Here is a 22,774-nt window from a genome sequence, read left to right on the forward strand (position 1 = left end):
TCGAAAAAATCGATAAGGAATGCTCAGTGCTGAAAATTACATTCAGAGAGCTGGAGGTTTTCGCGGCGATTCACCGCACGGGCGGCATCACTACTGCTGGCGTGGAACTGGGCTTGTCGCAATCCGCCACCAGCAGCGCCATTGCCGAGCTTGAGCGCCGCCTGGGCGTCAATCTGTTTGACCGAGTCGGACGACGAGTCCTGTTGAATGAGCATGGCCGCTATTTCCTGCCCAAGGCGCTGGACATCCTGCGGCAAGCCGGAGATCTGGAGCTGATTTACGCCAACGGCGCACCGAGCCGGCTCAAGATTGCGGCCAGCCTGACCATCGGCAACTACATTCTGCCTACACTGCTGGCGCGACTCAGGATCGAAAACCCTGCTGCCCGTTATGAGGCCACCATTGGCAACTCACAATCCGTGGTCGCCTCGCTTCTGGAATGCCGTGCCGATATCGGCCTGATCGAATCCTCGCTCGTGGATAGTCATCTGGCATCCGAATTGTGGCTGCGGGATGAAATGGTGATCTATTGCCGGGCAGACCACCCATTTACCAGAAAAACTCCGAGTTATCATGAGCTTGCCAGCGCTCCCTGGATACTGCGGGAAAAAGGCTCGGGTGTGCGCCAATCGCTTGAAACCATGCTGTTGCCGGCGCTGGGCAGCTTCAACGTCAATCTGGAACTGGGCAGCGGTGAGGCCATCCGGGAAGCCGTCAGGCAAGGTGCGGGAATTGCATGTGCATCACGCAGGGCCGTTCAAAGGGAGCTTGAATCGGGTGAATTTGCCACGATTACGCTGGGGAACGTCAATCTTGAAAGGCGCTTCTTTATTGCCTGGCATGCCGAAAAAAGCCTGACTACGGGCGCAGAACAATTCCGCGCGGCCTGCCGGGAATGGAAAAAGCGGGAAGAGTCCATGAGAGGCTCTTAGCCTCCACCGCAAAACCTTCGCCCCGTCGAATCAATTCAATCCGTAGTTTTTGCACAGCAGAGCCAGCGTCGCTTCCGGCACCAACTGGCGAAGCCGTGCCACATCCCCGGCCTGCAACGCCCGCCGCACTTCCGAGGCGGAAATGGCCCGGCCGCCAGCTTCGGTGCGCGGCAGCTCGACCACTTCGAGCGCAGGGCTGCGCGAGGGCGCATCCTGCAGCCAGTGGCGCATGTCGAGGTTGTACTGGCAGGTGGTTTCGCAGAACGGTTCGCTGCCGACAAAACGGTGCGTCACGCCCAGTGCCGGAGCGATGTACTCGCGGAACAGCAAGAGGTCGATGCCGGTGAAACAGGCGCCCACCTTGCCTTTTTCCTTGAAGAAGTAATCCGGGAAGGTCGCACGCGAGATCATGTACTTCGATCCCTTGTGCAGCGTAACTTTGGGAATGCCGGCAATCCCGGCTTCGACCAGCGCGAAGCGTTCCCTGAACGGGAACTGCGATGCGTCTTCGCGCACCAGAAATACGTGCAGCCAGTCGCACTGCGCGGCGGCGGTGCGAACCAGGTATTGATGCCCGAGCGTGAACGGGTTGGCGTTCATGACGATGCAGCCGATCTTGCTGCCCGGCTGGCGCAGTTGCTGCAATTCCTCGCAGTAACGCCGGATGCCGAACGGCGTGCTTTCCAGCAGGGTGACGTAGTCGGGCACTTCCACCAGCGGATAGAAGCCGCAGCCCTGAAAAAACAACTTGTTCTTCGGGTGGGTGTAGAGGAAGAGATGCGTGTGGCCGCGCTCGTAGGCCACGTTCACCACTTCGGTCATCAGCTTGAGGCTGACCGATTCGCCGCGAAATTCCGGCGCGAGCGCCACGCACTTGACCACGTTGCCGTCCAGCCCGGCACAGGCCTTGACCTGCCCCTGCTCGGCGGCGATGACAAAAGTCTGGATGCCTTCGTCAAAGCCCAGCTCATAACCGGACAACAGCGCCCTGATCTGCTCGCGCTCGTTCAGGTCAAAGCGGGGATCGATGCAGCGGAATTCGTAGTCATTCATGGAAATAGCGTAGCCCTGTGATTGAACTGCCCATGCCGTTCACCTCTGAATTTTTATTGGCATAAGACAGCATCGAATGTAGCATATGCCACATTAGCGCTCCGCTTTTTTAATGTATTTTTCCGGGATTGTTCATGTCACTGACCATCACGCCTGCAGCCCGTTATGCCTTCATTCTGGCGCTGCAACAGCGCGGCAAAGGGAACATCCGCCTGTGCATCCACACGTCGGGCTGCACGGGGTTGTCATACTCGCTGGAATTTGCGGATGAAATAACGGACGCCGACACCGTACTTTCGTTCGGCAAGGTGGCCGTACAGGTCGAAACGAGCCACCTGCCCCATCTGCCGGGGCTCGTTATCGACTATGTCAGGGACAAAACGGGGGAAGGATTCAAGATTGAAGGCCGGGCCGGAGTAGCTGCGCCATGCAACAGTTGCTGTTGCAATTAACCCATTGCCCAGCCCAACCCCAGCCGCAGCACGACGCCCAGCGGAAGAACCCAATGCATGGGCCATTTGAACCGGGCCAATGCCAGCCAGACGATTCCCGCCACGCCGGCATCGGAAATCTGCCGGACACCGTTCGCGACCATGAACCACGCCACGCTGGCGACCATGCCGCAGAACACCACCATCGCGCCGTGTATGCCTCCCTTGATCCAGGCTTTGTGGCGGATATGCGCGAACAGCTCTGCAAACACGAGCGTCATCACGAAACTGGGCGCAAAGATGGCGAACGTGGCCATCAGGCCGCCGCTCCAGTCGGCAACGACATAGCCGGTGAAAGTGGCCGCATTCAGGATCGGCCCCGGCGTGATCTGACTGAATGCGATGGCGGTGCCGAGCTGGGAAGGCGTCAGCCAGCCGTTGGCGAGCACGGCATCGCGCAAAAGGGGGAGGATGGTCACGCCGTTGCCGAAAGCCACCGAGCCGACATGGGCAAAGGCAAGATACAGGCGACCAAGATCGGACGGCACAAACAGGGCGAACCCCGCCCCGGCCAGCAGACCGGCCGCCATCAGCAAGGCGGCGCGGAATCGGGCGAAGTTCAAGCGGTGCCTGTCTGCGGCTGCGTTTTCATCCTTGCGGCGCAGGTACATTCCGATTCCGGCGCCGGCCAGGACCAGCAAGCTCAAATTGGCGCCCAGGATCGCCAGCGCCGCCACGCAGGCGGCCAAGCCCCATTCCAGTCTGCGCTTCAGTTGCCTGCGGCTGAAATCCAGCGTGAGATGCAGCATCACGCCAGCCATCACGACATCGAGCCCTCTCAGGATCGTTCCGGCCGCGGGCGCTGCGCCGTAATTCCGGTACAGCGCGGCCAGGATCAGCATCAACACCGTGCAGGGCGCGATGAAACCGAGCAACGCCAGCACGGCGCCGACAATCCCTCCCCGCAGGTAGCCGAAATACGCGGCCAGATTGGCCATGACCGGGCCGGGATACAACTGCACCAGCGCCAGCCCTTCGGCCAGCTCGTGCTCCGTGGCCATGCGCCGTTTCAGCAGGGTTTCGCGCAGGCTTTGCAGCATGCCCATGCCAAAGGCCGTTGCCCCGACATGCATGAAAAGCAGAAAAATCCGCCCCGGTCCGGGCGCCGGGCACTCAGGCACGGCGGGATTGCTGCTGTCGTCGCTGGCCGGCTTCATGCCTGACTGCGGCAGCCGCACTGCCCGGCACCGTGGCCGTGCCCATGTCCGCATTCGTGCTCATCGCCGCGTTCATGCCGGCCGCAGCACTCGTGCTCGCCCTCTTCATGCCCGTGCCCTCCGCAGCATTCGTGATCATCATCCGCATGCCCCGTTCCGCCGCAACAGCCGCCGCCATGCGCATGTTCGTGACGATGGCTGTGACCGTGCCCGTGCCGTCCGCAACCCGCTGCGGCTGAGACCGGCTCCAGCGCCCCATTTTCAAATTCGGCAATGGCCTGTTCGGCGGTTGCCGCATCCGTGCCGTAAATCTGGATCCCCTGGCTCAGCAGGCCGATGAACTGGCGACGGCCGATGCTGCCGCACAGCATGGCATCCACGTCGAGGGATTGGGCATCCTCCACGGCAAGAACGACATGCTGGCGGGTATCGGTATCGAATACCAGCAGCGACGTGGCATGGGGCAGACGCAGCTCCAGTTCGGAACCCAAGCCAATATTTTCTGTGACCGGCATGCAAAGCTTCATTGATTTCTCCTTTTCGTATCATGGTGTATGGAAGATTGCCCGGAACCGGCTCGCCCCCGCCGTGCCGCCAGGCACGCGCTGCGCTCGATCCCGGGCAGCGCGCCATCCCGCCAGAGTTGCAGCGATTCCTGGATGTCCGCAGTTTTGGACTGAAAAACTGCAATGCCTTGTTTGCGCAGAGCCAGCAACGCCCGATGCCCGATTGCCTGGCAGATCACCGCGTCAAACGCCATTCCGGAGCCATCCGGAAGATGGCAACGGCACGGGCCGCGACAGGTTGAAGGCAGCGCCGGGCAGGCCATTCCATCCCGGACGCGCTCGTCCCAGACCCAGAACACCCCGGAATCGCCAAAATGCGCAGATTGCGAAGGCACAGGGTTCAGCAGACTATTGACCGAAAAACATACTCGCACGGATCGCGTCCCCGCCTAACTAGCATAAGCCACATATTAAACTGGCATATGCCATCAATCAACAGCCATGAACATCGGAACGCCCCGATCGCAAAAACTACCGGGTCGGCATGCCGGCAATTTTTCCGCCCAAGATGCCAACCTGCGCCGACTGCCTCATAATTGCGCGAGAACCGAACCTGATTGAGAGAGATGCAATGGCCCGCCCCATGAAATGCCGCAAGGTTGCATGCAACGTCGCAACGGCCTATTTCAAGCCGCAAGGCATTCCCATGCGCGATCTGGAAGAGGTGCAACTGGAACTGGACGAAATTGAGGCGATACGCCTGGCTGACCTTGAGGAGCTCTATCAGGCGGATGCCGCAGCCCGGATGGGCGTTTCGCGCCAGACCTTTGGCAACATCATCGCCAGGGCCCACAAAAAAGTGGCGCAAGCGCTGCTCGAAGGGAAAGCGCTGCGCATCGCCACCGCCAGCGACAACATCGAGCAGCTTCAAGCATCGGCACAGGCGCCCGCCCCTGCCGAGCCTGTCGCCGGATAAGCACCGCCCGCACCCAAACAAATCAAGGCCCGACGCGATGAGCCGCAGCATGCCTCCGGAAGATTACGACGCCTGGTACGAAACAGCGCGCGGCCGCTGGATCGGCGACACCGAATACCGGCAGCTTCACCGGCTGCTGGGGGCGCAGCGGAACGACAGCATCCTCGACGCCGGCTGCGGCACCGGCTGGTTCACGCGCCGGTTTTCCACACATTCCGGCCTGGAGGTGACAGGCGTCGACCTGAACGCCAACTGGCTTGCCCATGCCCGCTCCCGAGACCCGCAAGGGCATTACGTCTGCGCCGACGCCTGCCTGCTGCCGTTTGCCGACGACAGCTTCGAGCGCACGCTCTCCATGACCGCCCTGTGTTTCATCGAAGACTGGCCCCGCGCCATGCGGGAAATCGTCCGGGTAACGCGCTCAAGATTTGTGATCGGCTTGCTCAACAGGCATGGCCTGTTGTGGCGCGAGAAGGGACAGGACGACCCGAACAGCAGCTACTGCGGCGCCCACTGGCATTCCGTGCCGGAAGTGCGGTCCACCCTAGCCGCCCTGCCCGTGCGCGGCGTTCAATTCCATTCGGCCGTCTTCCTGCCTTCGGCTTCGGCCATGGCCCGGATGGCCGAGCAGGTATTGCCCAACTCCCTGACTTGGGGAAGCTGCCTGTTCGTGTCCGGCAACGTGAAGGCCGGCTGATGCGGAATCGGGCAACGATCTGATTGCCCTTTCTGGTACTTGACCAGCGGAAGTTGACCCGATGTTTGCAAAAGGTCTACTCTTTTCCAGCAACAGTCATTCCACCCATCGATTGACTGGCGCAATCTTCGATTCAGCGTGTCGGCGTATCCCGGATTAAAAGACAGGGATAGCTGCGGCAAGCAACAGAAACACTGGATGATCGGGATGTCATGTGTCCTGTTGTTGTGGGATTAACGACAGTGACGTTTTATTTGAATACGCCACCAATGGTGGCTACACCACGTTAGATTTTTCCGACATGATCGACACACTTCGTCCTTATCTTGAGTTGCTTTATTTCATAACCGGTGGACCTGTACTGGCTGTTTTTGCGTTCTTGGCGCTGAAGCAGATCACCGTTGCCAAACAAAATGCTCGTACTGCTTCTCAGCGAGAGGCATATCGCATTGCTGCTGAGCAGGTTAAATGTTATGCGCATGAAGTTATCCCTCTACTTAACGAGCTAGATAAATTAATCGATGAAAAGGCGATCAATGTGTTTTCCAACGCACAAATCGAAGTTGAAGACTCCGGTGTTCGCGTTAAAAATAAGTGGAACGATGGCGATTTAGACAAACTTGTCGAAATCGCACCAACGCTGGTTTCAGCACTAAATAGGCTCGAAGTTTTTGCTCTTTTCTTCACCTCTCGTGTTGCATCAGAACAAATCGCCTACTCCTCCATAGGCACTACATACGTTCGATCTGTGAAAAAGCTTTTGCCCGCCTTTATCGGCCTAGCGAACAAAAACAGCTACGAAAATATTCTGAAACTGTTCTTGCTGTGGCATCAAAGAAAGGAAAGTGAGCGACTGGAACAAGAAAAGGCCGACATTCAAAAACGCCTTCGCAAAATCGGTGACAAAAAGATTGAAGCAATTGGCACCAATGACTAATAAGCAATCTAACCCGGCGCTCAACCTCGCTCCCTTCGGTCGCTGGATGCTGCGCGATAAAGCCGCGCAGCGCCGGTTAGCTCTACGTTGGTGATTATCTCCAACAAAATCCGCCCGATTCCAAAAAACGATTTTTATCGGCAGCGCTCGCGGCCTGCCGCGCATGAAAAACCCCGCCTCGAAAGAGTGCGGGGTTGTGCCGACACCGGAAGCGCTCAGGCCGTAATGGACAGCGAGCCCAATCCGGATGCGCCATACAGGCTGGATTCGCTGTCGAACCCGCGGTAGGAATCCATCAGCTGCATGATGCGTTTCAGAACCGCAGCCTCACTGCTGGTCGAGCTGGTCGTCTCGGTGGAGGTGCTGCTCTGGCTGGCGGAAGCCACCTTTTGCGACTCCTGATAGGCCATGGCCTCCTTGCCCGTTACCTTGCCGTCGCCGTCGGCATCGGCCGCGTCGAAATTGGCCGCGACGCTGGACATCAGCGCGGAGAGATTGCTGTCCGACGATGCCACTTCGCTCGCCTTGGCGGTCAATTCGTCAGCGGTGTATCCCTCATCCTCTTCGGCGGCGCCGGGCGGCGGGGGCGGCGGCGGCATTCCGCCGGCGCCCTGCGGCCCGCCCGAGGTGCGCATGTTGTTGAAGCCGCTGTCGAGTTGCTCGGCCAGTTGCTTCAGGCTGGACGTCATTTCCTGTTCGGTGATCTTGCCGTCGCTGTCGCTGTCGAGCGTGGAAAAAATATCGCTGATGCTGGTACTGCTGCTACTGCTGCTGTCCGAAGAAGAAATCTGGCCGAACGCGGTTTCCAGATCGCTTATTTCGAGATAACCCTGGTTGTTGGTATCGAGTTTGGAAAAAAGATTGCTGACCATCTGCGAGGGATCGGGGCGTTGCATCGCCCACGATGAGGTCGAACTACCAATACTGCTGACCATGATTGGCTCCTTCATGAAAAATTTGTCCCGATGACGAAGCGAAATCCGCCTCCGCCAACACCGTATGCATGTCGGGCCGGCAACCTGTCCTGCGAACCGGGCTTGCGCGCCCGATTGCAAACAGACCCATACCCCACATGCGGCAACACGCCATAAGCAAGTTATCGTCCTGATTCGCAATAACTTCCCGGCAAGACCGGTTAAGCGAGGTAAAAGTTTGTTAAGGGAAACGCGATCAAGAGCGTCACAGACCTCCCTTGCGACTTTCTCCCGGGACGAAAACCGTTTTTGCACGCCCTGCCGGGGTCAGCCGGGCCAACCCTCGGCAAATAATTGCCCAAGCAAAAACTGCAAAAACGGTTTTTGCCATTTCAAACAACAACGCCAACTCGTTGATATTCATGAACTTTGTCTCTTTACTGCCCTGTACTGAACAGCACCACCCCAGAATTGGGCCATGGTTGGCGGCAAAGATTGCCGTCATCGCGGTCCGGATCGAGGCATCGACACCGCAGGCGCGCCGAAGCATTCGTGGGGCAGCGCGGGCGGCTTCAGTTCCGTCTTCGATTTCTCCAGTTGCTCGCGCTGCTCGGCAGTCAGAAGCGCATAAATCATCTGGTCGGCACGCGCGCGCAGCAGGGCCAGCTCCGCGGTATCCCTTGCCATCGCTTCTGACAACGCCCGCGCCCTGGCCTCGTCGAAACGGCTGGACAGCGCAAGGGCGCGCAAGGCATCCCGGTTTGCATGGAGCGACTTCATTTTCTGGCGAATGGTCGGGGCCTGTTCGTGCAGGATATTGAACACCTCGTCACGCTGGACTTCATTGAGATGCAGCCCGCGCAGCATGTCCGATGCCGGTGAGCCGGGCGGCTCCGCCATCTGCCGGGATGGCGCGGGCATTTTTTCTCCGGCCTGGGCTGGCATGGCCAGCGGCCCGGCCAGCGCACCGGCGAGCAGCAGCGACTTGATGATGGAATTGATCGGCTTCATGGTTTTTCCCTCTCGTTGACACGACATTCGCGACGAAGCCATTCTTGACCGCGGCAGGGTTAATTGCAGTTAACGCCCGGTAAAGTTCGGAAAAGCCCGCGACGGGTTTCAGGCAAGCTGTAAAGCCATGTAAAAACAGCCCTTTCTACAGTGAATCCGGCCCGATGATTCGTTATCATCCCGTGGACGAGACAAGATGGAATGCAGTGAAATGACCCACGTTCTGCTGGCCGATGACGACGTTGAGCTTGCCGGCATGCTCAAGGATTATCTGGAACAGGAAGGCTTCAGCGTCACCGTGATGCACGATGGCGAATCCGGCGCACAAGAAGCGCTCTCCGGGCAATATGCGATTGCCGTTCTGGATGTCATGATGCCGAACATGAACGGCATCGAGGCCTTGCGGCGCATCCGCACCAAAAGCACGATGCCGGTCCTGATGCTGACCGCGCGCGGCGACGATACCGACCGCATCGTCGGGCTGGAACTGGGCGCGGACGACTACGTGCCCAAACCCTGCACGCCGCGCGAACTGACTGCGCGCATCCGCGCCATCCTGCGCCGCACCCAGAATACCGAACCCGACAATGCGCCGACTGCCCCGATCATCGTCGGCGCGTTGACCATTCGCCCCGAACAACGCCGCGCGGAATGGGATGGGAAACCGCTGGATCTGACCAGTACGGAATTCAACTTGCTTGAGATACTGGCCCGTAACGCGGGGCGCCCCGTCAACAAGGCCGTGCTTTCGGAACAGGGGCTGGGCCGGCCGCTGGCGCGCTTCGACCGCAGTATCGACGTGCACCTGTCCAGCATCCGCCACAAGCTCGGCACGCTGCCCGACGGGCGCTCCTACATCCAGACCGTCTACCGGCAGGGCTACCAGTTCATCCGGGACGAACAAGCCTGATGGGCCGGCTGTTCTGGAAATTCTTCTTTTTCATCTGGCTGGCGCAGCTCACCGCCACGCTGGGCATCGGCGCCACGTTCTGGTGGCGGGATCGCAACCGGGACATGCAGCAGGCCATGATCGATGCCAGCCCGCCCGCCACCATCAGCGTCGAACTGGCGGCCAAAACGCTCCAGTACGAAGGCGTGGAAGCACTGAAGCCGCTACTGGAAAGAGACGGCCGGCATCCGGTGCTGGCCATCGATGCGCAGGGGCGCGAACTGCTGAACCGGCCCGTCGATCCGGCCACGCTGGCCCGGGCCAGACAGGCCCTCGCATCGAACTCCGGCTCGCAGGCAATCCGCGAAGCCCAGGATACTGCCGGCGCCCGTTTTCTGCTGTTTGTCGCCCGGGAAGCCCGCCCGTTGCCAGGCATGAAACCGCCGCCACCGGGCATGCCCGGCCCACACCCCCGCCCGCAGGACGAAAGCTTTCTGCCCCTGATTCCGGCCACGGCGACCCTCGTTGCCAGCCTGATCTTCGCCGTGCTGCTGGCGTGGTATTTCGCCAAGCCGATCCGCAATCTGCGCACGGCATTCGATGCGCTGGCCAAAGGCAACCTGGGAGCGCGCGTGGCATCGGCCATGGGGCACCGCCGGGATGAGTTGAACGATCTGGGCAAGGATTTCGACCAGATGGCTTCGCGCCTGCAAAGCCTGGTGGATGGCCAGCGCCGCCTGCTGCACGACGTTTCGCATGAAATGCGCTCGCCGCTCGCGCGCCTGCAGGTCGCCATCGGGCTGGCGCGGCTGCAACCGGGAAAATTCGAGGAAACCATGCAGCGACTGGAACGCGAAAGCGAGCGCATGGACAAGCTGGTGGGCGAACTCCTCACGCTCTCGCGCCTTGAAGCCGGCGTGGGCTGCGCCAGGCCGGAAGAGGTTTCCATGAAGCAACTGGTCGAAGACGTGGTCGAAGACGCGCACTTCGAAGCCGAAGTGCTGGGCAAACAGGTTCAGGCCGGGCAACTGGCCGATGCGACCATCACCGGACAGGCGGAATTGCTGCACCGTGCGCTGGAAAACGTGGTCCGCAACGCCATCCGCTACACCCCGCAGGGGGGATGCGTGACCGTGGAAACGCGCATCGACAAGGCCGCCGGAAAGCTGTTCCTGACCGTGCTGGACCAAGGCTGCGGAGTCGCGGAATCCGAACTCGAAGCCATCTTCGAACCCTTCAACCGCGGGGGGAAAAGCGCCGGCGCGGACGGCCACGGCCTGGGGCTCGCCATCGCCCGCCGGGTGCTGGAAGCCCACGGCGGCAGCATCCGCGCCTTCAACCGCAACGAAGGGGGCTTTGGCGTGGAAATGGCGCTGCCGCTGGACATGCCGGCGGGTCGCTGATCAACGCAGGGCAATCGCACTATCCCGGGTTTCCCCTCGCCCCTTGCGGGAGAGGGGCAGGGGTGAGGGGAAAATGTATCAACCATGCGCTGATCTTGACCCATTTCACCCTCTCCCCAGCCCTCCCCCATCAAGGGGGAGGGAGAAAAAACGATGCCTTCGCATACTGCGTTCAAAGGCCGTCGGCGGCTTCTCAGCGCATCCGGCCAAACACCCCGGTACTGCCCATGATCGAGTTATGGTCAGCGCCGGGAACGACTTCCAGACTCGCCACGCCGCTGGCAAATGTCCGATGCAAGGCCCGCGTTCGCTCGGCAGCGATGATCTCGTCGCGTTCAGCCATCAGGATCAGGGTCCGGGCCTTGACTGCAGGCGCCCAGCGCACCGATTCGAACCGGTCCTTGAGCAGCCAGCCCACCGGCAACCACGGAAACTGCTCCCGACCGACATTGACGATGCTGTCATACGGGGTGATCAGAACCAGGCGTTCCACGGGGTTTTCCGCAGCCAGCCTGACCGCCACGCCGCTTCCCAGACTGCGCCCGACCAGCATCACTCTGGAGTGCCTGCTTTTGACGAGATCCAGCAACACCTTGGCATCCCGGTGCAAAGCGGCTTCAGACGGGGCTCCCGTGCTTCCGCCGTATCCACGGTAATGCAGCATGTAAATGGCATGATCGGGGAACGCCTGCGCATAATCGTCCAGGCTGCGGGTTACGTCTTCGGCATTGCCCCCGAAATACACCAGCGCATCGGCACCTTCCCGATTCCGGACCGACACCCTGACGCGGACGTCGTCCACCCGCAGGTCCAGGATTCTCTCCGGTCCGCTGGAGCCGGTTGCCGGTTGCGGGAAGTACAGGAAAGACCGCTGCGTCCAGTACATGATTCCGCATAGCGCCAGATAGGTCAGCATCAGGATCAGCGCCATGCGTCGAAGCCGCTTCATCGACCGGCCGTTATCCCTTGGCACGCAAGGTCGTCACCGCCCAGGTCGCGCGCGGGTCGTGCATGTCGAGCCGGTCAACCTGCAAATGGCTGATCAGGCGTTCGTATTCGGCTTTCTTGGCTGTATCCATGACCGGATCGGGGTCGGAAGGAATCCACGGGTGCAGGTAGACCACGCGCGCGATCTGGGCTTGCAGCATTTCCTTGGCGCAGCCGAAGCACGGCTGCATGGTGGTATAGAGCGTCGCGCCCTCGACCGCGATGCCGAAACGCGCCGCCGAGAGCAGCGCATTCTGTTCGGCATGCACGCAGATGCACAGGTCGTAACCGGTTCCCGACTTGAACTGCCCGCCCGGATTCCGGCAACGCAGGCAGCCGCCGTCCAGACAATTGGGCATGCCTTCCGGCACCCCGTTGTAGCCGGTCGAAATCACGCGGTTATCCTTGACGATCACCGCGCCGACGCGGTTGCCGGTGCAATTGGCTTTCTCCCGCACCGCGAAAGCGATGCCCATGTAATAGGTATCCCAATCGGGCAATTTTTCTGGGGCGTGGCTCATGGGCAATCCTGAAAATCGACAATAGCCGTCATCATAACCGACTCAATCCTGACGAGACAGGTGGCGGATGCGGACGAGGCCCAGCAGCAAAGGCAAGACGAAAGCGAAGAGGTGCAGCAGCCAGAGCCGGAAATTGACGTCCTGCGGGCCGGACATCGGAACGACCCATGCCACCGCGAGATAAAACAGGCCGGACACGATCAGGCACCAGGCCCCGGAGCGGTTGATGCGGTACCAGGCGGCATCGTCCGCCAGCGCCCGGCGCGTACGGATTCCGTAGAAACGGTTGCGCGGAACCCAGCCCAGCGCCAGTGGAATGGCAAACAACACCAGAAGGATTGCGGGAGTAAAAAACGGCTGCTGGATCATGCCGATGCCCAGAGAGCCATCAACGCCGCTTTGATTCTCTCAGCAGCGGATTCAAGCGGTCGATATCGGCCTGAACCTGCTCGCGGCTGCGCTCGTAGATGATTTCCCGCCCCATCACTTTCCCGACATAAAGCAGCCCGTTACGGGAGGGCGACAGATCGCATTTGACGCTGTGCACGCCTTCGCCGATCACCACCTCGATATGGTCGGCGCGCTTGCTGAGCACCACGACCTCCAGGGTTTTACCGCTTTCAGGTTGGCGCACGGTAATCTTTTCGGTCTGCATGGCGGTCGACTCCTTCGGGGCTTAAAGGCTGATATTTGCCAGTATGGCCCGAGCCAGTCGATCTGGCGAGATCAACGCCCTTTGGGAGGAACCAGCTCCTTGGCCTTGTAATCGCACAAATCGTTGACCACGCAGTTCCAGCATTCGGGCCGCCGCGCCTTGCAGACATAACGGCCATGCAGGATCAGCCAGTGGTGCGCGTGCTGGCGGAATTCGGCGGGAACCACCTTGAGCAGCTTCTGCTCCACGGCTTCGACATCCTTGCCGGGGGCGAGGCCGGTGCGGTTGGCGAGGCGAAAAATGTGCGTATCGACCGCGATGGTCGGCTCGCCGAACACGATGTTGAGGATGACGTTGGCCGTCTTGCGCCCGACGCCGGGCAGCGCTTCGAGCGCCTCGCGGCTGGGTGGCACCTGGCCCTGATGCCGGTCGATCAGGATGCGGCAGGTTTGCAAGAGATGCCTGGCCTTGCTGCGATAAAGACCAATCGTGGCGATGTACGATTCCAGCCCGTCCTGCCCCAGCGCCAGCATATTTTCCGGCGTGTTCGCCACCGCAAACAGCCGCGGCGTGGCCTTGTTCACGCTGGCATCGGTGGCCTGCGCCGAAAGCAGCACTGCGACCAGCAGCTCGAACGGCGAGGAATACTGGAGTTCGGTGACCGGATGCGGATCCAGTTCGGCCAGCCGCCGGAAAAACTCGTGACGGGATACTTTGTTCATCGGGATCTCTCTGGCTCGCTGATCCATGGCAAATGCTTCAATCGCTGCCTACTGGCCTCCAGCGAACGGAGTTGCCCGGACCGGTCGGCATTCAGCAGGCACGCCAGCACTGGATAAATTTTTTCCCAGTCGTAGGACACCAGCAGCAAATCCATGCCTGCATTCAGCGCCTGGGTTGAAGATTGGCACAGTCCCCGGTTGTAGACCGCGGCCATGGTCATGTCGTCGCTGACCAGGACACCCTCGTGCTTCCAGTCCTCCCGGACAATGCCGGTCAGCAACTTGGCGGACAAACTGGCTGGCAGCTCCCGATCGACGGCGTCCACGAACACATGCCCCACCATCAGCATGGCGGGTGTCTGGGCCAACGCTACTCGAAAGGGAACCCAATCCCGTGCGTTCAGGGCATCCAGCGGCAAGGTCAGATGGGCGCTGAAATGATGGGTATCATCCGTCACGCTGCCCAGACCGGGGAAATGCTTGGCCGTCGGCAGTACCCCTTTGGCCAACAAGGCGCGGTTGTACACCAGCGCAACCCGGCTTACCGTTTCCGGATCGGAAGCAATGGCGCGTTCCGCGATGCGGGTATGGAAATCCAGCACTCCCTTGGCCCGCTCCGGTTTCAGATCAAGAACCGGGCTGAAATTGACGTTGACGCCCAGCGCGGCCATGCCGCTCCCTTGTTGGCGGGCATACTCCGCAACGCGCGCATCAAGCTCGGCACGGGGCAATCCGGGCACCAGCACGGAAGCAAGCGCTGGCTGCCTGGGCAGGGGCGGCGACAATCGCGAGACCATTCCGCCTTCCTGATCGCTGGCAATCATCAACGGCGGCAACCCGGCCTGCCGTCTCAGGGCCTGCAAACCTGAAAGTTCGTCACGCACCTGCTCGAAGGTCTTCCCTTCGACGTTGCGGCGAGTCACGAACACGCCGCCGACGTATCCCCGCCGAACCAATTCCCGAATGTCGTCCACATGGTGGTACCCCACAACCAGATGCGCACCCAGACGGTTCAAGCGACGGTCATTATCGCCATCTGCCGTTAGAACAGTCTCTTTCTGGTGCAAAAAACGGTATTCGCCGAAACCTGTCAGGGCCAGCACGGAAAACCAGAGGACAAAAAAGAAAAGCCGCAGATTTTTTCTGCGGCGAAGGAAAAACCAGGTCAGGGCCGAGCCGGAAAGCGCGAGGATCACGAGAGCAGGCGTCTCGCGCGTCCGTGAATCCAGCAAATGGGGATCTTTCAGATGATACGCCCAGATCATGCCTGCTGCCGCCAGCAAGAAATGCACGGTTTGCAACAGGCGCAGCAAATATCGATTCATCCCGGTCTGTCCGCTGACAATGAAACCTGTCGGGCGAGTGATCTGCTTCGTAAATAGCGGACATGAAAAAGCGAAGGATTCGAGTTTCTGGCAAGGCGCGAATCGCAGCAATAGCCGTAGCTATTGCGAGGATGAGCAACGCAGTCAGGGACTCGAAGACAAGCTTTGTCGGTTCGTTCATTTGCGAAGCGGACCACCAGCATTTTCACCCCTTGGCGTGGCCGGTGGCGCAGGACGCCTCGGGGGCGGATGCGCGCTTGTCGAGCCAGGCTTTGCCGGCGACAAGGAAGCCGAAGCCGATGAACGCGCCCGGCGGCAGGATCGCCAGCAGGAACTGATAATTGTATTCGGGCGGAACGATATGCAGGATCCAGTGGGCGGCCTGCGGCCCCAGGACCAGATCGAGGCCGGCGAACAGCGTTCCCTTGCCCAGCACTTCGCGCGCCGCGCCCAGCACCGCCAGTACCACGGTGGCGCCGATGCCCATCATGAGGCCATCCAGCCCCGATTGCAGCACGCCGTTCTTGGAGGCAAAGGCTTCCGCGCGGGCCAGCACGATGCAGTTGGTGGTAATCAGCGGAATGAAAATACCCAGCACCAGATAGAGATCGCGCAGGTAGGCATTCATCAGGAGATCCAGCACCGTGACCAGTGCGGCGATGATCAGGATATAGACCGGGTTGCGCAGTTCGTTGGGCACATACTGGCGCAGGCTGGCCACGGCCATGCCGGATACCAGCATGACCAGCGCGGTCGCCACGCCGAGGCTGACGCCGTTGACGACCGTCGAGGTCATGGCCAGCGTCGGGCACATGCCCAGTATCTGCACGACCCCCGGATTCTGCTTCCAGACCCCGTTCAGGGTGATTTTCCGGGATTCTTCTGCCGTTATCATGTTTGCTCCTGCAAGCGGCGCCGCGTGGCGCTCACTCGAAAATCGTGGTGCGGTTCACCACCACATATTCCAGCGTTCTTTTCACGGCGCCGACCACGGCGCGCGGCGAGATGGTCGCCCCGGCGTTGGAATCGAACACGCCGCCGTCCTTCCTGACCTTCCAGCGCTCGACCTCGGGCGATGCCAGCGATTTGCCCTCGAACTGGCGAATCCAGTTCGATTTTGCCGCATCGATGTAGTCGCCCAGCCCCGGGGTTTCCTGCTGGGTGACCACCCGCACGCCAAGCACATTGCCGTTCGCGGCAACGGCAACCAGCAACTGGATCTTGCCGGCGTAGCCATCCGGCGCCACGGCTTCGAGCACGGCCGCAACCGTCTTGCCGCCCTTTTTCGCCAGATAGATCGAAGCGGGCTTGTCGTTGCCCAAGCGCCGGGAATCTTCGGCAGAAAGCAGGCGCGTATCGGCCAGCAGATTGTTGTCGTAGCTGCCCGCCGGCAAGGTCTGGGCGATCAGTTGGGTACGTGCCTGTTCTTCATTCTTGAGCACGATCTCGCGCGTCAGGCTGTAGGCGCCCGCCATCAAGGCCGTAAAAACCACCGTAAACGCCGCCAGGATGCCCGCACCGCGCACACCATTGGAGATCATGGCCTTCATGCCCTGCCCCCCTTCTTGCGCCCGAACACGGCCGGCTGGGTGTATTGATCGAGGAACGGCACCACGATGTTCATGATGATCACGGAAAACGCCACCCCGTCCGGGAAATTACCCAATACGCGGATGAGGTAGGCCAGCACCCCGGCCAACCCGGCGAAAATGATCTGCCCCAGCGGCGTAGTGGGCGAGGTCACCGGATCGGTCACGATAAAGAACGCGCCCAGCATGGTGCCGCCGGCAAAAAGATGGAGTAGCGGCGAGGCATAGTGGGCCGGGTTCGCCCAATAAAACAGCGTCGCGGTCAGGAACACGCTGCCCAGAAACACCACCGGCAGACGCCACTGGATCACCCGCTGTTGCCACAGGAACAGCCCGCCCAGCAGGTAGCCAAGCGCAATCCATTGCTGGGCCGCGCCGCCCAGCGCGCCAAACTTGGGAGTGCCGAGAATATCGGCCAGCGGAATGCGTTGCAGCAGCCCGGTCCGGATCGCGTCCAGCGGCGTGGCCGAGGCGACGGCATCGAAACCGGCTCCGGAAGACAGATGCCCGGTGAAGATCAGGCCGATTTGCGCCACGGCGTCGAGATCGGCCGGAGCCAGCGCCAGCGGCGCCGCCCAGCGCGACATCTGCGCCGGGAAAGACACGATCAGCGCGGCAAACCCGATCATGGCCGGGTTGAACGGATTCTGCCCCAAGCCGCCGAACAGGTGTTTCACGAACCCCACGGCGATGAACGTGCCCAGCACCACCAGCCACCACGGCGCCAGCGGGGGGATCGACAACGCCAGCAGGCAAGCGGTCAGCACCGCCGAACCGTCGGCCAGATAGGGGCGCACCGGGTAGCGGCGCAGGTTCAGGCACCAGGCTTCGGTGGCCAGCGCCACGGCCACGGCCAGCGCCACCTGCACCAGCACCCCAATGCCGAAGGCCCAAGTCGCCACGGCCATGCCCGGAAGCAATGCCCCGATCACCCGGTACATCAGGCGGTTGAGCGGCATCGGCTGGGCCACGAACGGAGAGGTCATCATCGTCATTCTGCCTTGTCTTGTTCCTGTGCCGCCTTTTTGGCAGCGGCTTTTTCCTTGGCGGCGGCAATGCGCGCGGCCTTTTCGGCGTCGAGCGCGGCGCGCTCTTCGGGGCTCATCGCCGCCAGGCGGGCCTTTTCTTCCTCGCGCTTCTGCATCGCGGCGCGGATGCGGGCGGCTTTTTCCTCGTCCAGCGCTGGCTCGGTCGGGGCGGCCGGGGGCTCGACCAGCGGAGCGGATTCAACGTTCAGCGCGGCATTCTTGGCCGCAGCCCGCTCCATCGCCGCCTTGATGCGGGCCGCACGCTCGGCGTCCGCCGCATCGACCGGCGCGGCCTCGGAGTTCGCCTCGACGGCCTTGGGCGCGGCGCGCGCGGCCAGGCGTTCGGCCTTCTCGCGTTTTTCGCGCTCCTCGCGGAACTGGCGGAATTCGTGCCGCTGGCGCGCATGATCGGCCGCCTTCATCTGCCGCTCGTCGGCCCAGATCTCGGACTTGGCGTAGCGGAAATAATCGACCAGCCGGATATGCGACGGGCAGACATATGCGCACGCGCCGCATTCGATGCAGTCGAAAAGCTGCCATTGTTCGAGCTTGTCGTAGCGCTTGCTGCGCGTGAACCAGTAGAAATCCATCGGCTGCAATTCGATCGGGCAGGCATCGGCGCACTTGCCGCAACGAATGCAGGGCATCTCCAGCGGTCGCGGCGGGAAATGCACCGCATCGCGCACGATGATGCAATTGCCGGCCTTGGACAGGCCAATGTCGAGGTTCGCCAGTTCGAAACCCATCATCGGGCCGCCATAGACGTAACCCGTCGCCTGCGGGCGCACGCCGGCCAGTTGCAGCAGTTCGTTCAACGGCGTACCGATCAGCGCTTCGTAGTTGCCGGGACGCTCGACGTTGCCAGTCAGCGTCACCACGCGCGAAATCGCCGGCTCGCCGAATTCAATCGCGCGCCAGATCGTGTACAGCGTGCCGACGTTGAAGCATTGAACGCCCAGATCGGTGGAGCGCACGCCGGACGGCACTTCGATGTTGGTCAGGAGCTTGATCAACTGCTTGGCCGCGCCCGAAGGGTACAGCGTCGGCACCACGCCGACGTCGGCCGGCAGGCCGCTGGCGCGGATCGCCTCACGCATGATTGCCACGGCTTCGGGCTTGTTGTCCTCGATGCCGACCAGAATCTGTTGCGCGCCCAGCAACTCGCGCACGATGGCCGCGCCGGCGAGGATGCCTTCGGCGCGCTCGCGCATCAGGCGGTCGTCACAGGTGATGTAGGGCTCGCATTCGGCGCCGTTGACGATCAGCGTCTTGACCTTGCCCTTTTCGACGATCTTGAGGTGCGACGGAAAAATCGCCCCGCCCAGGCCGACGATGCCCATGTCGCGCAGGTGTTCGCGCACGATGCGCGGCTCGACGTTGCGCCAGTCCAGCGGCTGCCGGTCGATCCAGCGGTCTTCGCCATCCGGCTCGATCGTGATCGCCGGTTCGGACAGCCCGGACGGGTGCGCCAGCATGGCCGGTCCGATCGCCGTCACGATGCCGGAAGTCGGCGCATGCACGGCCACCGACAACGCACCATCCGGCGCGCCGATCTTCTGACCTTTCAGAACCCGCTCACCCACCTGCACCAGCGGGCGGGCACAATTGCCGACGCTTTGCAGCAGCGGCACGACCAGCTTCGACGGCAAAGGCGCTGCCGCAATCGGCGCACCGCTCGAAAGATCCTTGAATTCCGGCGGATGTACGCCGCCGTGGAAGGGGAAAATGGTTCTGGAGTTCATGCTTGCTTTTTCACCTTCAGCGGAATCACCGGGTAATGCCATTTCCAGCTGGTCAGGTTTTCCGGAACCGGCTTCATCGAAATGCAATTGACCGGGCAAGGGGCCACGCACAGTTCACAGCCCGTGCATTCCTTGACCAGCACGGTATGCAGGTGTTTGGCGCTGCCGACGATGGCATCGACCGGACAGGCTTGCAGGCACAGGGTGCAACCGATGCAGAGGTTCTCATCGATGACTGCATACGATTTGGGCTTCTCGACCTGCACTTCCGCCGACATGGGAACGAAATCCTTGCCCAGAAGATCGGCAAGCTTGCGTACCCCGTCTTCGCCACCGGGAACACACAGATTGATTTCGGCCTCGCCCGCCGCCAGCGCCGTGGCATACGGCTTGCAGCCCGGATAGCCGCACTGCCCGCACTGGGTCTGCGGCAAGATTTCGTCGATCTTGTCGACCAGCGGGTCGTCATCCACCTTGTACTTGATCGCAGCGAAACCGAGCACTGCGCCGAGTACGACAGCCAGCACGACCATGATGAGAATGGCTTCAAGAAAAGCGATCATGTCTGCCTCACTTCACCAAGCCGGAAAAGCCCATGAAAGCCAGGCTCATCAGGCCGGCCGTCATGAATGCAATCGGGGTTCCACGGAAAAGCGACGGAATATCCGCGCCCTCCAGACGTTCGCGAATTGAGGCAAACAGGATCAGCACGAGCGAAAACCCGAAAGCGCTGCCAAAACCGAACACCAGCGATTCCAGCAGGTTGTGCTTCATCGACACGTTGAGAAGCGGCACGCCCAGCACCGCGCAATTGGTAGTAATCAGCGGCAGGTAAATGCCCAGCACCTGATACAGCACCGGGCTGGTCTTGTGGATAAACATTTCGGTGAACTGCACGATGCCGGCAATCACCACGATGAAACCCAGCGTACGCAGGTATTCGATATTCCAAGCCACCAGCAACTGATCCAGCAACCAGGACGTACCGCACCCCAGCGTCAGCACGAAGGTCGTGGCAATACCCATGCCCACGGAGGCTTCCAGCTTCTTGGAAACCCCCATGAACGGACACAGGCCGAGAATGCGCACCAGCACCACGTTGTTGACCAGCACGGCGCCAAGCAACAGCAGCAGGTAATGTTGAAGATCCATGGCTTCACCAGTGGCAAGCGGGGCCTGCGCCCCGCTCGTTGTCTATTGAAAACTATTGCGGATTATCCGCCCGCCCTTATGGCGTTTCAACCACAATCGCGGCATGTATATAGCTGATTTGGCTATATATGATTCGCCCGTTGTTGCTGAAGGGCGGCGGCGCAATCCCGAACCAGATCGGGACCGCGATAGACCAGCCCGCTGTAGACCTGCACCAGCTGGGCTCCGGCCAGCGTTTTTTCCACGGCACCTTCGCCATCGAGAATGCCGCCCACGCCAATGACCGGAATACCGCTGCCATGCAGGATGCCGGCCAGCTCGCGGATCACCGAAGTGGCACGCGCGCACACCGGTGCTCCGGACAGACCGCCCATTTCCCCGCCATGCGGCAGATGCTCGACTCCCGCACGGGAAATGGTGGTATTGGTGGCAATGACCGCGTCGAAGTGGTGGCGAATCACGCGCTCGGCGATATCGCGAATCTGAACGGGGTCAAGATCGGGCGCGATCTTGAGCGCCAGCGGTACATAGCGGTCATGCTCGCGCGCGAGCTCCGTCTGCCGACTCTTGAGTGCGGAGAGCAGCTTTTCCAGCTCTTCCGATTCCTGCAACTGACGCAGATTTTTGGTGTTGGGCGAAGAAATATTGACTGCGACGTAGCTCGCCAGCGGATAAACCTTGTCCAGGCAGATCAGGTAATCGTTGACGGCCTGCTCGATCGGCGTGTCGAAATTCTTGCCGATGTTGATACCGAGAACGCCCCGGTAGCCGCTGTTGCGCACGTTCTGCACCAGCTTGTCCACGCCGTCGTTGTTGAAGCCCATGCGGTTGATGATGCCTTCTGCGGCCGGCAGGCGGAACATGCGCGGCTTGGGGTTGCCTGGCTGCGGACGCGGCGTGACGGTGCCGATCTCGATGTGCCCGAAACCGAAACGCGACAGCGCCATGATGTGGTCGCCATTCTTGTCCATCCCCGCGGCCAGCCCGACGGCATTGGGAAACTCGATCCCCATCACCGTGACCGGCGCGCGGACCGGCTTGGGCATCAACCATTTCAGGAGCCCCAGGTTTTCCAGCAGGTCCAGCCCCCGAAGCGACAGCTTGTGGGCTTGTTCCGGGTCGATCATGAAAAGAAACGGGCGCAGCAATCGGTACAGCATCGGTTATTCCAGTATCGACTTGAAGAGAATCAAGCGTTGCGCTTGAGGTATGCGTCAAAAGTATTTTGCATGAGCGTGGCAACCGTCATCAGCCCCACGCCGCCCGGCACCGGAGTGATCCAGGAGGCGCGCTCGCTCGCCGCTTCGAATTCCACGTCGCCGCACAGCTTGCCATTTGGCAAACGATTGATACCCACGTCGATGACCACCGCTCCCGGCTTGATCCAGTCGCCCTTGACCAGCCCCGGAACACCGGCCCCGGCCACGACGATGTCGGCCTCGCGCGCCTTGGCGGCACTGTCTTTGGAAAAGCGGTGGCACACCGTCACGGTCGCCCCGGCCAGCAGCAATTCCAGCGCCATCGGGCGGCCCACGATATTGGATGCGCCCACGATCACCGCATCCGCCCCCTTGATCTGGATACCGGTGCGCTGCAACAGCGTCATCACGCCGCGCGGCGTGCAGGACCGCAGGGTAGGCAGGCGCAACGCCAGCCGGCCCATGTTGTAGGGGTGAAAGCCATCCACATCCTTGGCCGGATCGATCATCTCGATGATGGCTTCGGCGTCGATATGCTTGGGCAGCGGCAACTGCACCAGAATACCGTCCACACTGTCGTCGGCATTCAGACGCGCCACCAGAGCCAGCAGCTCGGCCTCAGTCACGGTCTCCGGCAGGTCATACGCTACCGACTGGATGCCGGCATTGGCACACTGGCGCTTCTTGTTGCCGACGTACACTTGCGACGCCGGATTATCGCCTACCAGGATCACGGCCAGGCTAGGCGCGCGCTTACCCGCCGCAACACAGGCATCCACCCTGGCACGAACATCACCGATGATTTCCTGGGAAATCAGCTTGCCATCCAGAATCTGCGCAGCCATCCGCGTACACCCCTGCCTTGAAATATCGAATTTTTTGAAAAAA

Annotated in this window: 28 protein-coding genes; 7 read left to right on the forward strand and 21 right to left on the reverse strand. The window is 61.1% G+C overall.

The window, feature by feature from the left end:
* Positions 1-26 precede the first annotated feature (26 nt).
* Positions 27-932, forward strand: coding sequence for a LysR family transcriptional regulator (locus BMZ36_RS09345; RefSeq protein WP_177187839.1), 906 nt, complete (start codon positions 27-29; stop codon positions 930-932).
* Positions 933-962: 30 nt separating this feature from the next.
* Here the strand turns inward: BMZ36_RS09345 and citC are convergent, their stop codons facing one another.
* Positions 963-1,985, reverse strand: coding sequence for a [citrate (pro-3S)-lyase] ligase (gene citC, locus BMZ36_RS09350; RefSeq protein WP_091195039.1), 1,023 nt, complete (start codon positions 1,983-1,985; stop codon positions 963-965).
* Between the two features lie 134 nt (positions 1,986-2,119).
* Here citC and BMZ36_RS09355 point away from each other — a divergent pair, with 134 nt between their 5' ends.
* Positions 2,120-2,437 (forward strand): HesB/IscA family protein, encoded by a 318-nt coding sequence (locus BMZ36_RS09355; RefSeq protein WP_091195045.1) that lies wholly within the window; start codon positions 2,120-2,122, stop codon positions 2,435-2,437.
* Here the strand turns inward: BMZ36_RS09355 and chrA are convergent.
* Genes chrA through BMZ36_RS09370 form a run of 3 tightly spaced genes read right to left on the reverse strand, consistent with a single transcriptional unit; the run spans position 2,434 to position 4,573 of the window.
* On the reverse strand, positions 2,434-3,633 hold the full coding sequence (chrA, locus tag BMZ36_RS09360; RefSeq protein WP_177187840.1) for a chromate efflux transporter: 1,200 nt from the start codon (positions 3,631-3,633) through the stop codon (positions 2,434-2,436). The two genes, BMZ36_RS09355 and chrA, sit on opposite strands and share 4 nt — an antisense overlap.
* Complete coding sequence (locus BMZ36_RS09365; RefSeq protein ID WP_091195058.1) at positions 3,630-4,160, reverse strand: NifB/NifX family molybdenum-iron cluster-binding protein; 531 nt, start codon at positions 4,158-4,160, stop codon at positions 3,630-3,632. The genes chrA and BMZ36_RS09365 overlap by 4 nt, the downstream gene beginning before the upstream one ends.
* The gene (locus BMZ36_RS09370) at positions 4,157-4,573 is read right to left on the reverse strand and encodes a NifB/NifX family molybdenum-iron cluster-binding protein (RefSeq protein ID WP_091195063.1); all 417 of its coding nucleotides are present in this window, start codon (positions 4,571-4,573) and stop codon (positions 4,157-4,159) included. The genes BMZ36_RS09365 and BMZ36_RS09370 overlap by 4 nt, the downstream gene beginning before the upstream one ends.
* Before the next feature lie 197 nt (positions 4,574-4,770).
* Here BMZ36_RS09370 and BMZ36_RS09375 point away from each other — a divergent pair, with 197 nt between their 5' ends.
* The 3 genes from BMZ36_RS09375 (at position 4,771) to BMZ36_RS09385 (ending at position 6,749) form a co-directional block, all read left to right on the forward strand.
* Positions 4,771-5,115 (forward strand): DUF134 domain-containing protein, encoded by a 345-nt coding sequence (locus BMZ36_RS09375; RefSeq protein WP_091195066.1) that lies wholly within the window; start codon positions 4,771-4,773, stop codon positions 5,113-5,115.
* Positions 5,116-5,164: 49 nt separating this feature from the next.
* On the forward strand, positions 5,165-5,812 hold the full coding sequence (locus BMZ36_RS09380; protein ID WP_091195259.1) for a class I SAM-dependent methyltransferase: 648 nt from the start codon (positions 5,165-5,167) through the stop codon (positions 5,810-5,812).
* A gap of 301 nt (positions 5,813-6,113) precedes the next feature.
* Entirely contained in the window at positions 6,114-6,749 is a 636-nt protein-coding gene (locus tag BMZ36_RS09385; protein WP_091195069.1) for a hypothetical protein, read from the forward strand.
* A 215-nt stretch (positions 6,750-6,964) separates the two neighbouring features.
* Here the strand turns inward: BMZ36_RS09385 and BMZ36_RS09390 are convergent, their stop codons facing one another.
* From BMZ36_RS09390 to BMZ36_RS09395, 3 genes are all read right to left on the reverse strand, one after another.
* Positions 6,965-7,684, reverse strand: a complete 720-nt coding sequence (locus BMZ36_RS09390) for an EF-hand domain-containing protein (RefSeq protein ID WP_218142688.1) — start codon at positions 7,682-7,684, stop codon at positions 6,965-6,967.
* A 244-nt stretch (positions 7,685-7,928) separates the two neighbouring features.
* On the reverse strand, positions 7,929-8,087 hold the full coding sequence (locus BMZ36_RS14540) for a hypothetical protein (RefSeq protein WP_177187842.1): 159 nt from the start codon (positions 8,085-8,087) through the stop codon (positions 7,929-7,931).
* Between the two features lie 77 nt (positions 8,088-8,164).
* Positions 8,165-8,674 carry a Spy/CpxP family protein refolding chaperone gene (locus tag BMZ36_RS09395; RefSeq protein ID WP_177187843.1) on the reverse strand — a complete coding sequence of 170 codons (510 nt, stop codon included), beginning with the start codon at positions 8,672-8,674 and terminating at the stop codon, positions 8,165-8,167.
* Positions 8,675-8,885: 211 nt separating this feature from the next.
* Between BMZ36_RS09395 and BMZ36_RS09400 the strand changes: the two genes are divergently transcribed.
* Both BMZ36_RS09400 and BMZ36_RS09405 read left to right on the forward strand, forming a co-directional pair.
* Positions 8,886-9,584 carry a response regulator transcription factor gene (locus tag BMZ36_RS09400; protein ID WP_091195264.1) on the forward strand — a complete coding sequence of 233 codons (699 nt, stop codon included), beginning with the start codon at positions 8,886-8,888 and terminating at the stop codon, positions 9,582-9,584.
* The gene (locus BMZ36_RS09405) at positions 9,584-10,966 is read left to right on the forward strand and encodes an ATP-binding protein (RefSeq protein WP_091195080.1); all 1,383 of its coding nucleotides are present in this window, start codon (positions 9,584-9,586) and stop codon (positions 10,964-10,966) included. Before BMZ36_RS09400 ends, BMZ36_RS09405 begins: the two co-directional genes overlap by 1 nt.
* A gap of 193 nt (positions 10,967-11,159) precedes the next feature.
* On the opposite strand, the gene BMZ36_RS09410 is transcribed toward BMZ36_RS09405, so the two are convergent.
* The 14 genes from BMZ36_RS09410 to folD form a co-directional block, all read right to left on the reverse strand.
* Positions 11,160-11,915, reverse strand: coding sequence for an alpha/beta hydrolase (locus tag BMZ36_RS09410; protein WP_091195084.1), 756 nt, complete (start codon positions 11,913-11,915; stop codon positions 11,160-11,162).
* A 10-nt stretch (positions 11,916-11,925) separates the two neighbouring features.
* Positions 11,926-12,474 carry a deoxycytidylate deaminase gene (locus BMZ36_RS09415; RefSeq protein WP_091195088.1) on the reverse strand — a complete coding sequence of 183 codons (549 nt, stop codon included), beginning with the start codon at positions 12,472-12,474 and terminating at the stop codon, positions 11,926-11,928.
* Between the two features lie 42 nt (positions 12,475-12,516).
* A complete protein-coding gene (locus BMZ36_RS09420) occupies positions 12,517-12,843 on the reverse strand; it encodes an SdpI family protein (RefSeq protein WP_091195092.1) in 327 nt (108 codons plus the stop codon).
* 19 nt (positions 12,844-12,862) lie between these two features.
* Complete coding sequence (locus BMZ36_RS09425; RefSeq protein WP_091195095.1) at positions 12,863-13,129, reverse strand: hypothetical protein; 267 nt, start codon at positions 13,127-13,129, stop codon at positions 12,863-12,865.
* 71 nt (positions 13,130-13,200) lie between these two features.
* The gene (gene nth / locus BMZ36_RS09430) at positions 13,201-13,851 is read right to left on the reverse strand and encodes an endonuclease III (protein WP_091195098.1); all 651 of its coding nucleotides are present in this window, start codon (positions 13,849-13,851) and stop codon (positions 13,201-13,203) included.
* Positions 13,848-15,176 (reverse strand): glycoside hydrolase family 3 N-terminal domain-containing protein, encoded by a 1,329-nt coding sequence (locus BMZ36_RS09435; RefSeq protein ID WP_091195101.1) that lies wholly within the window; start codon positions 15,174-15,176, stop codon positions 13,848-13,850. The genes nth and BMZ36_RS09435 overlap by 4 nt, the downstream gene beginning before the upstream one ends.
* A 205-nt stretch (positions 15,177-15,381) precedes the next feature.
* On the reverse strand, positions 15,382-16,071 hold the full coding sequence (locus BMZ36_RS09440) for an electron transport complex subunit E (protein WP_091195104.1): 690 nt from the start codon (positions 16,069-16,071) through the stop codon (positions 15,382-15,384).
* A 31-nt stretch (positions 16,072-16,102) separates the two neighbouring features.
* Positions 16,103-16,726, reverse strand: a complete 624-nt coding sequence (rsxG, locus tag BMZ36_RS09445) for an electron transport complex subunit RsxG (RefSeq protein ID WP_091195107.1) — start codon at positions 16,724-16,726, stop codon at positions 16,103-16,105.
* Positions 16,723-17,760 (reverse strand): RnfABCDGE type electron transport complex subunit D, encoded by a 1,038-nt coding sequence (locus tag BMZ36_RS09450; RefSeq protein ID WP_245747869.1) that lies wholly within the window; start codon positions 17,758-17,760, stop codon positions 16,723-16,725. Before BMZ36_RS09450 ends, rsxG begins: the two co-directional genes overlap by 4 nt.
* Positions 17,757-19,535, reverse strand: a complete 1,779-nt coding sequence (gene rsxC, locus BMZ36_RS09455; protein WP_091195115.1) for an electron transport complex subunit RsxC — start codon at positions 19,533-19,535, stop codon at positions 17,757-17,759. The genes BMZ36_RS09450 and rsxC overlap by 4 nt, the downstream gene beginning before the upstream one ends.
* Complete coding sequence (rsxB, locus tag BMZ36_RS09460) at positions 19,532-20,098, reverse strand: electron transport complex subunit RsxB (protein ID WP_091195119.1); 567 nt, start codon at positions 20,096-20,098, stop codon at positions 19,532-19,534. Before rsxB ends, rsxC begins: the two co-directional genes overlap by 4 nt.
* A 7-nt stretch (positions 20,099-20,105) precedes the next feature.
* On the reverse strand, positions 20,106-20,687 hold the full coding sequence (rsxA, locus tag BMZ36_RS09465) for an electron transport complex subunit RsxA (RefSeq protein ID WP_091195123.1): 582 nt from the start codon (positions 20,685-20,687) through the stop codon (positions 20,106-20,108).
* Positions 20,688-20,809: 122 nt separating this feature from the next.
* A complete protein-coding gene (locus BMZ36_RS09470; protein WP_091195127.1) occupies positions 20,810-21,847 on the reverse strand; it encodes a quinone-dependent dihydroorotate dehydrogenase in 1,038 nt (345 codons plus the stop codon).
* 29 nt (positions 21,848-21,876) lie between these two features.
* Entirely contained in the window at positions 21,877-22,731 is an 855-nt protein-coding gene (folD, locus tag BMZ36_RS09475) for a bifunctional methylenetetrahydrofolate dehydrogenase/methenyltetrahydrofolate cyclohydrolase FolD (protein WP_091195130.1), read from the reverse strand.
* Positions 22,732-22,774: the final 43 nt, after the last annotated feature.

The sequence above is a fragment of the Formivibrio citricus genome (assembly GCF_900115065.1).
Classification (GTDB): Bacteria; Pseudomonadota; Gammaproteobacteria; order Burkholderiales; family Chitinibacteraceae; genus Formivibrio; species Formivibrio citricus.

Excerpts from the sequence above, each read along its gene's own strand:
- citC (WP_091195039.1), bottom strand. The coding sequence starts at position 1,985 with ATGAATGACTACGAATTCCGCTGCATCGATCCCCGCTTTGACCTGAAC.
- BMZ36_RS09425 (WP_091195095.1), bottom strand. The coding sequence starts at position 13,129 with ATGCAGACCGAAAAGATTACCGTGCGCCAACCTGAAAGCGGTAAAACC.
- rsxG (WP_091195107.1), bottom strand. The coding sequence starts at position 16,726 with ATGAAGGCCATGATCTCCAATGGTGTGCGCGGTGCGGGCATCCTGGCG.
- folD (WP_091195130.1), bottom strand. The coding sequence starts at position 22,731 with ATGGCTGCGCAGATTCTGGATGGCAAGCTGATTTCCCAGGAAATCATC.
- rsxB (WP_091195119.1), bottom strand. The coding sequence starts at position 20,098 with ATGATCGCTTTTCTTGAAGCCATTCTCATCATGGTCGTGCTGGCTGTC.
- BMZ36_RS09450 (WP_245747869.1), bottom strand. The coding sequence starts at position 17,760 with ATGACGATGATGACCTCTCCGTTCGTGGCCCAGCCGATGCCGCTCAAC.
- BMZ36_RS09405 (WP_091195080.1), top strand. The coding sequence starts at position 9,584 with ATGGGCCGGCTGTTCTGGAAATTCTTCTTTTTCATCTGGCTGGCGCAG.
- BMZ36_RS09385 (WP_091195069.1), top strand. The coding sequence starts at position 6,114 with ATGATCGACACACTTCGTCCTTATCTTGAGTTGCTTTATTTCATAACC.
- BMZ36_RS09440 (WP_091195104.1), bottom strand. The coding sequence starts at position 16,071 with ATGATAACGGCAGAAGAATCCCGGAAAATCACCCTGAACGGGGTCTGG.
- BMZ36_RS09470 (WP_091195127.1), bottom strand. The coding sequence starts at position 21,847 with ATGCTGTACCGATTGCTGCGCCCGTTTCTTTTCATGATCGACCCGGAA.
- BMZ36_RS09365 (WP_091195058.1), bottom strand. The coding sequence starts at position 4,160 with ATGAAGCTTTGCATGCCGGTCACAGAAAATATTGGCTTGGGTTCCGAA.
- rsxA (WP_091195123.1), bottom strand. The coding sequence starts at position 20,687 with ATGGATCTTCAACATTACCTGCTGCTGTTGCTTGGCGCCGTGCTGGTC.
- nth (WP_091195098.1), bottom strand. The coding sequence starts at position 13,851 with ATGAACAAAGTATCCCGTCACGAGTTTTTCCGGCGGCTGGCCGAACTG.
- chrA (WP_177187840.1), bottom strand. The coding sequence starts at position 3,633 with ATGAAGCCGGCCAGCGACGACAGCAGCAATCCCGCCGTGCCTGAGTGC.
- BMZ36_RS09380 (WP_091195259.1), top strand. The coding sequence starts at position 5,165 with ATGCCTCCGGAAGATTACGACGCCTGGTACGAAACAGCGCGCGGCCGC.
- BMZ36_RS09355 (WP_091195045.1), top strand. The coding sequence starts at position 2,120 with ATGTCACTGACCATCACGCCTGCAGCCCGTTATGCCTTCATTCTGGCG.
- BMZ36_RS14540 (WP_177187842.1), bottom strand. The coding sequence starts at position 8,087 with ATGAATATCAACGAGTTGGCGTTGTTGTTTGAAATGGCAAAAACCGTT.
- BMZ36_RS09410 (WP_091195084.1), bottom strand. The coding sequence starts at position 11,915 with ATGAAGCGGCTTCGACGCATGGCGCTGATCCTGATGCTGACCTATCTG.
- BMZ36_RS09415 (WP_091195088.1), bottom strand. The coding sequence starts at position 12,474 with ATGAGCCACGCCCCAGAAAAATTGCCCGATTGGGATACCTATTACATG.
- rsxC (WP_091195115.1), bottom strand. The coding sequence starts at position 19,535 with ATGAACTCCAGAACCATTTTCCCCTTCCACGGCGGCGTACATCCGCCG.
- BMZ36_RS09390 (WP_218142688.1), bottom strand. The coding sequence starts at position 7,684 with ATGGTCAGCAGTATTGGTAGTTCGACCTCATCGTGGGCGATGCAACGC.
- BMZ36_RS09435 (WP_091195101.1), bottom strand. The coding sequence starts at position 15,176 with ATGAATCGATATTTGCTGCGCCTGTTGCAAACCGTGCATTTCTTGCTG.
- BMZ36_RS09420 (WP_091195092.1), bottom strand. The coding sequence starts at position 12,843 with ATGATCCAGCAGCCGTTTTTTACTCCCGCAATCCTTCTGGTGTTGTTT.
- BMZ36_RS09375 (WP_091195066.1), top strand. The coding sequence starts at position 4,771 with ATGGCCCGCCCCATGAAATGCCGCAAGGTTGCATGCAACGTCGCAACG.
- BMZ36_RS09395 (WP_177187843.1), bottom strand. The coding sequence starts at position 8,674 with ATGAAGCCGATCAATTCCATCATCAAGTCGCTGCTGCTCGCCGGTGCG.
- BMZ36_RS09400 (WP_091195264.1), top strand. The coding sequence starts at position 8,886 with ATGACCCACGTTCTGCTGGCCGATGACGACGTTGAGCTTGCCGGCATG.